This is a genomic window from Marinimicrobium sp. UBA4509, assembly GCF_002388575.1.
Classification (GTDB): domain Bacteria; phylum Pseudomonadota; class Gammaproteobacteria; order Pseudomonadales; family Cellvibrionaceae; genus Marinimicrobium; species Marinimicrobium koreense.
The window spans coordinates 41,158-54,160 of the sequence record NZ_DGMV01000036.1; the positions used below are offsets into that span (position 1 = coordinate 41,158).

The 13,003-nt window shown below is 60.1% G+C and carries 6 protein-coding genes; 1 reads left to right on the plus strand and 5 read right to left on the minus strand.

Annotation, left to right across the window (positions count from 1 at the left end; genetic code table 11):
• The 5 genes from B3520_RS05335 to B3520_RS05355 all read right to left on the minus strand — a co-directional run.
• A partial coding sequence (locus tag B3520_RS05335) for a YifB family Mg chelatase-like AAA ATPase (protein WP_286875575.1) occupies positions 1-920 on the minus strand: 920 nt, incomplete at its 3' end.
• A gap of 106 nt (positions 921-1,026) precedes the next feature.
• The gene (locus tag B3520_RS05340; RefSeq protein ID WP_286805796.1) at positions 1,027-2,415 is read right to left on the minus strand and encodes a DUF1552 domain-containing protein; all 1,389 of its coding nucleotides are present in this window, start codon (positions 2,413-2,415) and stop codon (positions 1,027-1,029) included.
• A 15-nt stretch (positions 2,416-2,430) separates the two neighbouring features.
• Positions 2,431-8,097 (minus strand): PQQ-dependent sugar dehydrogenase, encoded by a 5,667-nt coding sequence (locus B3520_RS05345; protein ID WP_286805797.1) that lies wholly within the window; start codon positions 8,095-8,097, stop codon positions 2,431-2,433.
• A gap of 479 nt (positions 8,098-8,576) precedes the next feature.
• A complete protein-coding gene (locus tag B3520_RS05350; RefSeq protein WP_265366503.1) occupies positions 8,577-8,813 on the minus strand; it encodes an accessory factor UbiK family protein in 237 nt (78 codons plus the stop codon).
• Positions 8,814-8,887: 74 nt separating this feature from the next.
• The gene (locus B3520_RS05355) at positions 8,888-10,591 is read right to left on the minus strand and encodes an EAL domain-containing protein (protein ID WP_286805798.1); all 1,704 of its coding nucleotides are present in this window, start codon (positions 10,589-10,591) and stop codon (positions 8,888-8,890) included.
• A gap of 351 nt (positions 10,592-10,942) precedes the next feature.
• Between B3520_RS05355 and rep the strand changes: the two genes are divergently transcribed.
• Positions 10,943-12,952 (plus strand): DNA helicase Rep, encoded by a 2,010-nt coding sequence (gene rep / locus B3520_RS05360; protein WP_024461828.1) that lies wholly within the window; start codon positions 10,943-10,945, stop codon positions 12,950-12,952.
• The last annotated feature ends 51 nt before the right edge of the window (positions 12,953-13,003 follow it).

Below are 13,003 nucleotides of genomic sequence, written 5' to 3' on the forward strand. Positions count from 1 at the left end.
AATTCCGGTAACTCATCCAGAAACAGTACGCCGCTGTGGGCCAGAGAAATCTCCCCCGGGCGCGGATTGGAGCCGCCGCCCACCAATGCAATGGCCGAGGCGGTGTGGTGGGGTGACCGGAAAGGCCGTACCCGATTGCTGTGACTGCCGGCACCGGGGGCTACTGAATACACCGCCGCCACATCCAACCGCTCACGATTTTCCAGCGGGGGCAGTATGCCGGGCAGGCGACTGGCGAGCATGGTTTTGCCAGTCCCCGGCGGCCCATACATCAACAGGTTATGGCCGCCGCTGGCCGCGACCTCAAGAGCCCGTTTGGCCTGTACCTGGCCTTTGACATCACTGAGGTCAAAATCCAGGGTCGGTTCGTCGGTGGCATCGAACGGCCCTTCGGCCTGGGGTAAGCGCTCCCGCTGATGCAGGTGCGCGCACACTGAAAGCAGGTTTTTTGCGGAGAACACGGCAGTGGAATCACACAGCGCGGCCTCTTCGGCGTTGTCGGCGGCGACCACCAGATGCCGTTTGGCATCGCTGGCGGCCAACGCCGCAGGCAGGGCACCGGTGACCGGGCGCAGCTCGCCGGACAGGGCCAGCTCACCCATAAATTCACAACCGCTCAGGCTGTCTTCGGGAATTTGACCGGAGGCGGCCAGAATGCCCAGGGCAATCGGCAAGTCAAACCGTCCGCCTTCTTTGGGCAAATCGGCGGGCGCGAGGTTGACGGTAATCCGCCGGGCGGGAAATTCCAGGTGACTGTTGAGGATGGCACTGCGCACCCGGTCCTTGCTTTCCTTCACGGCGGTTTCCGGCAGGCCCACCATATTCAGGGCGGGCAGGCCGTTGGAGAGATGAACTTCGACGGTGACCAGCGGAGCCTGGACTCCGAGTTTTGCGCGTGAATAGACAACGGCGAGCGACATGAGCAATCCTTGCGTGGGTGGGTGTATTTCGAGAAGAAATATACCTTATCGAGCGTCGTTGAAAAAGGAACCGGGTTCCGTTTTGGGGTGGCGATACACTGGAGCGTTACACCACGCCACCGCTCCAATGCGGCTCGGGTAAACTGTTTACACCCATCAACCGCGCCACATCGCCGAACAGGTTGTGGGTGCCAAAGCGGCGGTAGCCGTTGTTGATGCCGTCGCCGCAGTTGATCACCCTGCCCATGGACAGCGCCCCGCCGGCGCCGCCCGCGAGCGTCACCGCACCAGCGCCGCCGCCGTGTTTGGAGCCGTCGCCCACTTCGGAGAACATCACCACCAGGGTATCGCTCAGCAAACCGGCCGCATCCAGTTGTTCCAATGTGTAGGCCAGCAGGGAGTGGTACCAACGTACTTGGGCAGTGTGGGGCACGTCCCCCGGGCGGTGGGAAGCGCTGTGACTGGAGAACTCGTTGTACCAACGGGTGATCGGGGTGACCTCGCCGCCGTTCTCGGTGGCCTTGATGCCCTGGTCCATGGCCTGCTGGGCCATCTGCCAACACTCATCGAAGGAATAGTTGACCAGGTTGCCGTTTTCATCGCCCTTGGACAGTTGCAGGGTGGCGACCCGGTGCAGGCCACAGGAGAAGGCGCCCACCACATTGTCGATCTGGGCCCGGCACAGGGTTGGAAACTGTTGCCACTCATCTGCTGACAATTGCTGTTCCGCCATGGCGTAGGGGTCGGCGGGTTTGTCGGTGCTGAGGGCGCAGTCGCCCAGTTGCGTTCCCGCGAGGTTTTTCAGGCGCACCAGCGCTTCGCGGTGGCGAGTAAGTTTATCCTGCCGCGCCTGGGACAGGGTGGCGTCTTCCAACTGGTCAAAATCCGACAGCAGGGTGTCGTACATGGCCTGCAGTTGCGGGTTCGGTTCGCCGCCACCGCCGTCCCCCACCCGCAGTGCCAGTTTCTCGGCGACGTCTTTCGGGTCGTTGTTGGGGATAGGCCTTTGCGTGGTTGCGTAACCCCGAGGCTTGGAGATCATGATGTCGGATTTAGGACCGGTACGCACACCCAGGCTCAGGACCCCTTCATCGCCGAGCTGTTCGGCAATCAGGTGGTCGATGCTGGCACTGTCGGTGCCGATCTGGTTGTTGCCGGTGAGGATGCCGCGCATGTCATTGTAGTGGGCGCCAGCGCCCTGACCGATGTCCAGGGTCATATTTTGCAGCACGGTCAGGTTCTGGTGCCAGGGCGAAAGTGGTCCCAGGCCAAAGCTCAGTTCCTGGGAGCCGGCGATACTGCCCTCGCCCTGGGTCGGGCGCCAGTTGTAAGGCACCACGCCGTTGGGGTAGTAAAGAAACAGTACCCGCTGTGCCAAGCCCGAGGCGGCGAGGACTTTCTGGCCGAACAGTTGGCTGGCAAAGGGTAACAACAATCCGCCTTTGGCCAGGGACATCAGAAACCGGCGACGCGATCGATTGGTCAGTGTGTTCATGGTGGTCACTCCCTCTTATCGACGCTGAATGAAACTGTCGGACAGCACCAGGTCGCGCAGCATGTCACGCATGCCACCGCCGTTGCGCAGGTCCTGACTAAAAGTCTGGATATTGAGCTCGTCGCTATCGCCGGACTCCTCCCGGCCCACCACGTAGCGGTAGAACTGCCGGGCAAAACAGGCCTCACCCTGACCGCTTTCGGCAATCAGTTGGGCCAGCTCGGGTATCGAGTGGTAGGTTACCGCCTCGCTGTCCGGGTCAAGAGTCGTCTCCGGCGAATAGAGGCTTTTGATGGAGCCGGAGGCGTCGATCTCTTCGGTCTCACCGTTGCCCAGGGTCTCCATGGCCCGGTACAGGCCCTGGCTGTCGAACCGCTCAAAGCCAAAACCCACACCATCGATAAACTGGTGGCAGGCGGCGCAGGCCGGGTCGTTGGTGTGCCGCTCGGTGGCGTCCCGGTTGCTGTCGGAGTCTTCAAATTCGACGTTGAAGTCCGCCGCGGCCGGTGGCGGAAACTCCTGGCACATCAGACTTTCCCGCACATAGACGCCGCGCTTGATGGGCGAGGGATTGACGGTGTTAGTGCGCGAGGCCAGGAAGCTGGCGTGGCCGAGCAGGCCAGCACCCAGGCGAGGATCCGAGCCGTCGTAGGCGCGCTCGGACCAGCCGCCGCTGGTGGTGTCCGGAAGACCGTAGTGCTCGGCCACCAGATCATTGGCCTGGGTGTAGGGCGCGAGCAGCAGTTCGGCGTAGGGGGCGTTGGACTCAATGTTGGCGAGTACAAAGCGCACGGTTTCCTCTTTCAGCGCTTCGACCAGATCCGGGTTGTCGATGCCCGGGAAGCCGTACTGATTGTTGATCAGCCAGCCGCTGATAAAGCGGCGCAGGCCGCGCTCCGAGCGCGGATCACTCAGTACGTGATTGACCGCCTCGGACCGGCTGAAGTCCTCATCCGCGGCCATGGCGAGTAAGGTGTCATCCGGAGTGGTGGCCCAGAAAATGTAGGCCAGAGAGGTCACCGTTTCGTAGGCATCCAATGCAAAGAGGCCGGTTTCACCGTCCAGCTCGCCCAGCTCGGAGCGGTACATGAAGTGCGGTGACATCAACAGCGCCTGCAGGGCCCGACGACCGCCGTCGTCGTTGTCGTAAAGGGCGGCGTAGTTGTCCACTTCGGTCTGGGTCAGCGGACGACGGAACAGTCGCTTGCCGAACGCCTCGACGGCGCAGGCAGCGTCGTCACACTGTTCGGCCAGTCCCATAAAGGTGTAGCGGGTGATCGCCTGCTCGGCGATCTCACTGGCCACCAATTGATAGCCCAGGGTGCGGTCGTAGCCCGCCGAGAGATAGGAGGCGGTGGTGAAATTGCGGTAGCGACCATCGGCGGGGACGGTATCCATCAGCGCCGCCGAGAAGTTGATATTGAACACATCGCGCACGCTGTTGAGGTATTCCTCTTTGGTGAGCAGGCGCAGGTTTCGGCTATCCAGAGTGCCCTCGCCGCAGTTGCCGTCGGTGCACAGAGAGGGCTGCCAGGCGTCGGCGAGCACCAGGCGGGCGATTTCGAAGGCGCAGTCACCGCTCTGTTCGCCGTCGCAGGCGCCGGGATTGTCCATGGGCATAAAGTCGGCGATGTAGCTGGCCAGAAGATTCTGGTTCCAGGTGTCGTCCAGGGCATTGATGGCACCGGCCACGCCGCCTTCACCGTTGTCGCCATGACAGCTCTGGCAGTGTTGGCCATAGAAATCCCGGCCGGCTTGATAGTCGTCTTCCTGGCCGGCAAACAGCGCCTGGATCGAGACGTTGTGAGCGGGCATCACCAGCTCGATAGTGGCCGCGGCGGGGTTGCCGACTACATAGGCGCGGCCTTCGCCCTGCCACCCGGAAAACTCGGTCCCGAGAGGCGCCTCGTGGGCGGCGATGGAAACCACCGTGCCGGGGGTGAAATCGCGCTCGGCGTTCTCGGTGCTGCCACCAATTACCGACAGGCGATAGGTTTCGCCGCCGGTGTCGCCGTGGGCATTCCAGGGTTCCCATTGGCCGTCGCTGTAGCTGGCGGATTCCTGGATGTCGTTGAGGTCATCGGTCTGGGCGCCGGCGCCGTTGTTGAAAATCACGTTCAGCTGCCCCTCGGGCAGGGCGTCCGGATCTTGATGGTAGACCCACCAACCGCTGTCATCCGGTCCGTCCATCGGCTCACCGGGCCAGTCGTGCAGCGGTTGGTCTTCTCCCGCACCGCTGGTCCAAAGGTAGATGTTGACGGCGTCCCAGTCGTCAGGGTTGTCGTAGCGCAGGGACAGGGCGGCGTCCGCCTCGGTGAGGGTGGTTTGCGCACTGAATTCGTCCAGAGTGGCGCGCACGGTGGCCTCACCCGGGGCCAGACGTTGCACCAGGCCGGTGTCCGATACCGACACGACGTCGCCGCCGCTGATCACTTGCCATTGAACCTCCGAATGAACATGAATTTTGGTGTTGTTGGGACCCAGACCGTAGGCCACCAGTTGTTGCTGATCGGTGAGTGCGGTGGTCTCCGGGGAGATGGCCAGCCCGGTCAGGGAGGTGTCGATAGACACCACCTCGATCTCCAGACTGGTCGATTGCCCGTTGCTGCTGAGGGTGACGTTGGCGGCACCGGCGCTGAGGGCGTTAAGGGTGACCTGGTTGCCTTCGATGGCTTCTACCGAAAGCACCGATTCGTCACTGCTATTGACGCTGTCGATGCTCGACACCGGTGCGGTGAAGCCATTGTCGTAGCGTGCCTCGACGCTGAGCGTAAACGTATCATCCGGGTTGACCCGGGTGTCGCCAAGCAGGCGCAAATCGGTCGGTTGAGCGTCGACGGCGTCGATCCATTCGGCGAACAGGGTGTCTGCCGCGGGGTTGGTGTAACGGGTGCCTTTGGGCATACGGTTGCCGTCGGTGACCTGATAGAGATGAATCAGGCTTTCGCCGTGATCAAAGGGTTTGATCCGGTATTTGCCGCCGGTGGTTTGAACGTTGAGCAGGCGCATGTCCTCCAGCGGCTGGTCGTAGCGCAGGTTCATGAAATCGCTGTTGTGGCAGTGCGCGCAGTTGGTATCCAGATAGGCTCTGGCACGCGCCTCAAGCGATGTGTTCTCGTCTTCCAGAGACGCAAAGGCGGTGTACTGCTCGGCGGCACCAATGTTGGTATCGAACAGCCCGATCCGGTTGAAAATATCCAACTGGTTCTCACCTTGCTCACTGAACGAACGGTTTAACTGGCGGGAGTGCAACGCCAGGGGTTCGCGACTGCCATTGCCCACATGACAGGAGCCGCAATCGGCCGAGGATCGTACCGTGCGGGTGCGTCCTTCGGCATCGGTATTGTCGAGGGTCAGGGTTTCGGTCACTCGTGTGGCCTCAGTGCCCTCGGCGTTCCAGTGGTAATTCACCGCCTGCCAGGTTCCGTTCGCCTGGCGGAAGAGAATTTCCGTGGTAAAGGGACGTTCTTCGCCATCAGCGTCGGTGATGCATTTATGTTTGATCAGCACCGAACCGGTGGGCAGATCCCACTGTTCGGTGTCGGCAAAGGCGATGGTTTCGTCGTTGGGGATGTGTAAGAAGTGTTGTACCGTCGCGCCGTCGAACCAGCCTTCGGTGTTGACCTTATAGGGGATGACGCCACTTTCCGGTACCAGGGGCGAAAGACTCTGAAACAACCCGGTGGCTGATAAGGTGTCCGGCAAGGCGGCGCTGTCAGCGTCATCGTCCACCAGGCGGTAGATGGTGGAGTTGCCTCCGAACTCGACACCGTAGGTGGATACCAACAATTCGTCGCCGGACAGGTCGGTGCCGAAGGAGGCGATGTTTTCCGGGAAGGCGTCGCTGACCACGGTTTTCTCTTCGCCCTCGGCCACGGCCCAGATTTTCTTGGTGACGTAGTCACCGAACACAAAGCGTCCATTGAGGCCCGGCAACTGGTTGCCCCGATAAACCAGACCACCAATGATGGAGTAACCGGTTGGGTGCTCGTACCCTTCGATGGGCGGTTCAAAAGCCGTGGTGCAGTCTTTGAGTGGGTCGCCCCCGAGTTCGCCCCGGTTGTTCAACCCTTCGCACACCGGCCAGCCGTAATTCTTTCCGGGTTCCACACGGTTGACCTCTTCGTAACCGGATTGGCCGACTTCGGTTTCCCACAAGGTGTAGGGCGCTTCGGTGTCAAACGCCCAACGCCAGGGGTTGCGGTGCCCGTAGGACCAGATTTCCGGGCGGTAACCAGATTGATCCACAAATGGATTGTCATCGGGTACGCGATAGTATTTTCCGTTTTCAGCTTCGGTCAATGGCTCGATCCGAATGAACGTGCCGAGCAGGTTGCTGGTGACCTGAGCATTGTTGTTGGTACGCGGATCTTCGTCGAACGAGGTGGTGGCGCTATGTCCGTAAGCGCCGTCGCCGATGCCCAAATACAGATAGCCTTCTTCGGGATGAAACTGCATCATGCCGCCCTTGTGATCTGGACCGGGTTGTTCAACGCGCAGTAGTTCCCGGGCGGAGTCATCCAGCACGGCAGCGGGGTTGGCTGGATTGTCGATGGTCCAGCGCTCAAGCACGGCATCGCCGTACTGACCGTCGGGGGTACGTTCGTTATCGTCGGCGCCCTGAATGTAATACAGGTAGATAAAACCGTTGCTGGCGTAATCCGGATCCAGAGCCATGCTGAGCAGACCCTGTTCGTGATAATTCTTGACCTGATCTTCAATGTCGATCAGAGAGCGAACCTGATCGGGCGCTACCTCGGGATCGTCGGGAAAAGCGTAGACCTGCCCGGACTTGTCGACCACCATCATCAGGCCACTGACCGGGTCGGGCAGGGTCATCACCGGCGAGGCAAACTGATCGATCAATCCGGGGTAGGCGATCTCAAAACGATAATTGCCCTCGGACACATTACCTTCCACTGGCAGGGCGTGGGGCTCGTTCAGCGTGGGGCGTTGATCAAGATCATCGGGGGTTTGCCCGATGGGCGGCGGGGCGTCGTCCGGATGCTCATCAAGTCCACAATCGGTAAGGCTCTGCCATTGATCGCCGGCGAAGCAGGGCGCTCCGTCAAACAGCAGGTCGGCGGTTTGTGCCGCACCGTTATCGTTGAAAATAACGTTGAGAGAGTCTGGCAACTGATTGCTGTTCAATCGATTGACAAGGTCGACACAATAAAAGCCCTTCTCTTTGTTCATTGCCAGACCAGGCCAATCGGTGCCCTCGTTCAGCGCATCGGCAGGGGATGCATTCCAGTAGTACAGATGCGGTTCGCTGTATCCCTGGGCATTGTCGAAACAGAGTCGGGTATTTTCGGAGCTGGTATCGTCGGACGTGGTGTCGGCAATGCTGACCTCAATGGAATGATCGGTATCGTCGAACGCGATATCGTAGGTGCCCGCGCCATCGACGATCGGATAGTCCTCGGCCGGGTAGGCTTGGCTCCAGTTGTCGTAACGGCTGATTTTGAAGCGGGGATTGTCATCGTCGAAGGTCTGGGTGGTTTCCCAGTGGCCGCTGTCCGGATTGTAGGTCATGGGGGTGAGCCCCCAGTCATTGGGCGTGCCGCGAAAATAGGCGTCGGACCACTCCTGGGCGAGTGCGGGGTGAAAGCTGCCGAAAAGCAGAGCGCCAATACCGAGCGCCATCACCTTGTTTATCACAAGTCTATGGATGCTGAACATAAAAGTCTTTCCGTTTTTGACGGTAAAAAATCATTATCGTTAGTGTGAATTTTTCGTCCGTGTCTGACTGAAAAACGTGTTGGCATCTTGCCCACAGGGTCAGAACCGTTTGCCCGGGAGTGGGCGATACCGCATCGGTTTATTATTTGAAATGGGTTGCAAGCCCGGCGCCGATACCGCGTTTGGAGGGAGTGGCGTTCTTTGGGAACGCGACTATCAGAGACTTCACATTCGGCGTTGTTTACGTATTTACATCAACTGATGTTTGGAGGAAGTCTAGAGACGGATTCATGACGGTGGCAATATGAATACGTATGCAGCACCGCCGAATTGTCATAAAGGCGGGAGTGAATCACAGTGTTAATGGGAGCTTAGATCGGAGAATCTCCGGGTTTCGGAGCGAGCACGCCCTGGATCCCCGGTGGCGGAGTTTGGCGGGATTGTTGGATTACGCTTCATTCCAAAGCATCGGACCGATCCTACCTACGGGAGGAATTTTCCAGCTCGGCGAGTTGTTTTTCCAGTTGTTCCAGACGCTCGCGGGTGCGCTGGAGTACGGCGGTTTGGGCGTCGAACTCTTCTCGGGTGACCAGATCCATTTTGCCGAGCGCGGACTGTACGGCGGCTTTGATTTCCTGCTTGGGAAGCATGTCCTGCAAGCCCGGCAATTTGCGGTCAATTTCCTGAAAGAATTTCTGGGCAAAGTCGTTAATCATAGGGGCACTCGATCATGCTGGGGAAAACCCCAGTGTAGCGCGCCGGGATATCCTTGTCAGTGGTTACTGGGGGTTCAGGCGATACTGTGCCATTGCTTGATGGTGCGACACACCTTGTCCACCGGTTGGGGGGCGCAGAACAGATAGCCCTGCATCTGGTCGCAGCCGGCGGCCTGCAGCCAATCTCTCTGTTCCTGGGTTTCCACGCTTTCGGCGATCACCACTTTGCCCAGATTATGTGCGAGGTTGATCATGGCGGTGACCAGGCGTTGGTCGTCCACGCTGTGGTTCAGAGCGGCCAAAAACCGGGAATCAATTTTAACCGCGCGGATGGGCAGGCGCTGCAGGTGCAGGAAGGAGCAGCTACCACTGCCAAACTGGTCCAGGGAGAATTCCAGGCCCAGGTGCGATAGTGGCCGCATGCACAGGCTGACCAGATCGAGGTTGTCCATCAGGCTGGCTTCGGTGAGCTCAAACTCCAGATTCCGGCCGGGCACATCGAGCTCATTCAGGGTCCCCGCCAGCCGGTGCACCAACTGTTCATCCCGGAACTGGCGCACTGACAGATTGACCGCCATACGCAATTCCAAGTGACACTCGCGCTGCAGCAGGCGCAGGTCCTGGCAGGCGCACTCCACAATCCAGTAGCCAATGTCGTTGATCAGGCCGGTATCTTCGGCAACACTGATGAATTCTTTGGCATCGAGCAGGCCGCGCTCCGGGTGCTGCCAGCGCAGCAGTGCCTCCATGGCGACAATGTCCCCGGTATTGAGGTCGATGCGGGGTTGGTATTCCAGGCTGAGCTGATTCAGACGCAGGGCGGCCCGCAGGTCGGACTCCATTCGCAGTTGCAGGCGCACGGCCTTGTTCATGGCCTCGGTAAAAAAGCGGTAGCTACTGTCGTCCTGTTGCTTGGCCTGATACATCGCCATATCGGCGTTCTTGAGCAGACTTTCGGCATCGCGGCCGGCGTCCGGGTAGACCGCGATGCCGATGCTGCAGCCGATGCGCATTTCGTAGCCGCCGATATGATAGGGTGCACCGATACGTTCGATGATTTTCTCGGCGATATGGGCGATGTTGGCGCCATTATCGGTGTTTTCCAGCAACAAGGTAAATTCATCGCCGCCCATGCGGGCAACCGAGTCGCTGCGGCGCATGCATTCCTTGAGGCGGTCCGCGCACACCCGGATCATGGTGTCGCCGGTGTCGTGGCCGAAGCTGTCATTCACCTGTTTGAAGCCGTTAAGGTCTATGAACATCAGTGCGAACTGGCCCTGATCCCGGTCCGCCAGGCGGATGGCGTGTTCGAGCCGGTCGCGAAAGAGAATGCGGTTGGGGATGTCGGTGAGGGTGTCGTAGTGCGCCAGGCGACTCAGGTGTTGCTCGGTGCGCTTACGCTCGATGGCATAGCGCAGGGTGCGCTCGAGCAGCTGGGTATCGATATGGCCCTTGATCAGGTAGTCGGCGGCGCCGGCGCGAATGGCTTCCCGGTCCACCTCAGTTTCCATCTCGCTGGTCATGACCACGATCGGGGTGGTGCATGCCTGGGTTTTGGCGGCGGTCAGCAGGTCCTGAGCGGTATGGCCACTACCCCAGTAATAGTCCAGCAGCACCAGGTCGTAGTCATCGCCAAAAATGGCGGGCAAAGCGCCATCCAGCCGGTCGTGCCAGACCAGCTGATAGTCGGTGTGGTGAATCTTTGACAACAGGTCGGCCAGCAACAGGTACTCGCCTTCCTCGCCGTCAATAAAGAGGATCTTTACGATTCTGTCCATTGCCCGATTCCATGGTTCCTTTGGTATCGTTGGGGGCATCGCAGGGCTTCAGTGCGCTCAACCTTGACGCCGCCGACCCGGCCGCACGAGGCGATCCGGTTCTCGTTGTTTATGACCCAATACTCATCTACCTTGACGGACCACACAGCATGAAGAAATCCGCGCCAGTTGAGGACTTTACACCACCTATACCCCATAATAAACCACTTTCGCGGGGTGCCAATGGCCGCTGGTCGGGCAGTGACACGTGCGTCTGTGCGGGTGCTTGCGTGCCCTTGGCGCCCTGCTACAATGCCGGCCCCCTGTGTCAGCCACGCCTGATGACGCCACGCACTGAATTGGTGAGGTACTGTGCCCAAGCTCAATCCCCGTCAGCGAGAAGCCGTACACTATATTGATGGCCCCTGCCTGGTGCTGGCCGGGGCGGGCAGTGGCAAAACCAGTGTGATCACCCGCAAGATTGCCTATCTGATCGAGCAGTGCGACCTGCCGGCTCGCCATATCGCCGCCCTGACCTTTACCAACAAGGCCGCCCGGGAGATGAAGGAGCGGGTCAGCTCGCTGGTCAAAGGCAGCGCCGCCAAGGGGCTGACGGTCTCGACCTTTCACAATCTGGGCCTGAATATCATACGTCGGGAGTATAAAGCCCTGGGCTTCAAACCCGGATTTTCGATATTTGACGCCGAAGATGCCCGGGCCCTGCTCAAGGAGCTGTTGCTCAAAGACGGCGAGCTGGACAGCGACCACCTGAACCGGGTTCAGCATCAGATTTCCAACTGGAAGAACGACCTGACCGATCCGGCCGAGGTATTGGCCATGGCCCAGAGCCCGGGCGAGCAGACCATCGCCCGGGTGTACGAGCGCTACAACCAGGCTCTCAAGGCCTACAACGCCGTGGATTTCGACGACCTGATCCTGATTCCAGTACGCCTGTTCCAGGACCATCCGGACATTCTCGCCCGCTGGCAGCGCAAAATCCGCTACCTGCTGGTGGACGAGTACCAGGACACCAACTCCAGCCAGTACCTGCTGGTCAAGCTGATCGTGGGCGTGCGCGGCTCGCTCACCGTGGTGGGGGATGACGACCAGTCGATCTACGCCTGGCGCGGCGCCCGGCCGGAGAACATGAGCCTGCTCAAGCAGGACTTCCCGGCCCTGAATGTGATCAAGCTGGAGCAGAACTACCGCTCCACCAGCCGCATTCTGAAAGTGGCCAACCACCTGATTGCCCACAACCCCCACGAATTCGACAAGGCATTGTGGAGTGAAATGGGCCTGGGCGACCCGATCCGGGTGATCCGCTGCGCCAATGAAGAGGCGGAGGCCGAGCGGGTGGCCACGGAAATTCTCACCAGCCGGCTGCGCTACCAGCGCAAGTTCCGCGACTACGCGGTACTGTACCGGGGCAACCACCAGGCCCGGCTGCTGGAAATCAAACTGCAGCAACACCAGATTCCCTACAAAATCAGCGGCGGCTCGTCCTTCTTCTCCAAAACCGAAATCAAGGATGTGATGGCGTATTTACGCCTGCTGGTAAACCCGGACGACGACAACGCCTTTTTGCGGGTGATCAACACCCCGCGCCGGCAGATCGGCACCAGTACCCTGGAAGCCCTCGGGCGTTACGCCACCGAGCGGCATATCGGGCTGTTCAGCGCGGTGAATGAACTTGGGCTGGAGAGTCAGCTCAACGACAAGGCGCTCGAACGCCTGCGCCGGTTTGTGCACTGGATGGAGGGCGTGCATCAGCGCTCCCACGGCGACAACCCGATCGGCGCGATTCGGGAAATGCTCGAAGACATGGACTACGAGGCCTGGCTGCATCAGAACGCCAGTACCCCCAAGGCCGCCGAGCGGCGCTGGGAAAACGTTCAGTACCTGGTGGACTCCCTGGGCAAGACTCTGGCGCCGGGGGATGACGACGATGAGACCACCATCAAGGAAGCCATTGCCAAGCTGGTGCTGCGGGACTTGCTCGAGCGCCAGGAAGAAGAGGACGAACTGGACCAGGTGCAGCTGCTTACCCTCCACGCGTCCAAGGGGCTGGAGTTTCCGCACGTGTTCATGGTGGGCCTGGAAGAAGACCTGCTGCCCCACCGGAACAGTATCGAAGATGGCAATATCGAGGAAGAGCGGCGCCTGACCTACGTGGGCATCACCCGCGCCCAGAAAACCCTGACCATGACCCTGGCCCACAAGCGCAAGCAGTTTGGGGAAATCTTTGAAACCACGCCCAGTCGGTTTCTGGAGGAGTTACCGCCGGAGGATGTGGAGAGTGAAGGATTCGGTGAGCTCAGTCCGGAGAAAAATGTTGCCAAGGGCGAAGAGACGCTGAGCAGTTTGTTGGGGATGTTTGATTAGATCGCCCTAGTGGCGCGTAGGGCGGATAAGGCCGCAGGCCGCATCCGCCGT

Bases quoted from the DNA above. Each gene is read 5' to 3' on its own strand.
- B3520_RS05340 (WP_286805796.1), bottom strand. From the start codon at position 2,415: ATGAACACACTGACCAATCGATCGCGTCGCCGGTTTCTGATGTCCCTG.
- B3520_RS05345 (WP_286805797.1), bottom strand. From the start codon at position 8,097: ATGTTCAGCATCCATAGACTTGTGATAAACAAGGTGATGGCGCTCGGT.
- B3520_RS05350 (WP_265366503.1), bottom strand. From the start codon at position 8,813: ATGATTAACGACTTTGCCCAGAAATTCTTTCAGGAAATTGACCGCAAA.
- B3520_RS05355 (WP_286805798.1), bottom strand. From the start codon at position 10,591: ATGGACAGAATCGTAAAGATCCTCTTTATTGACGGCGAGGAAGGCGAG.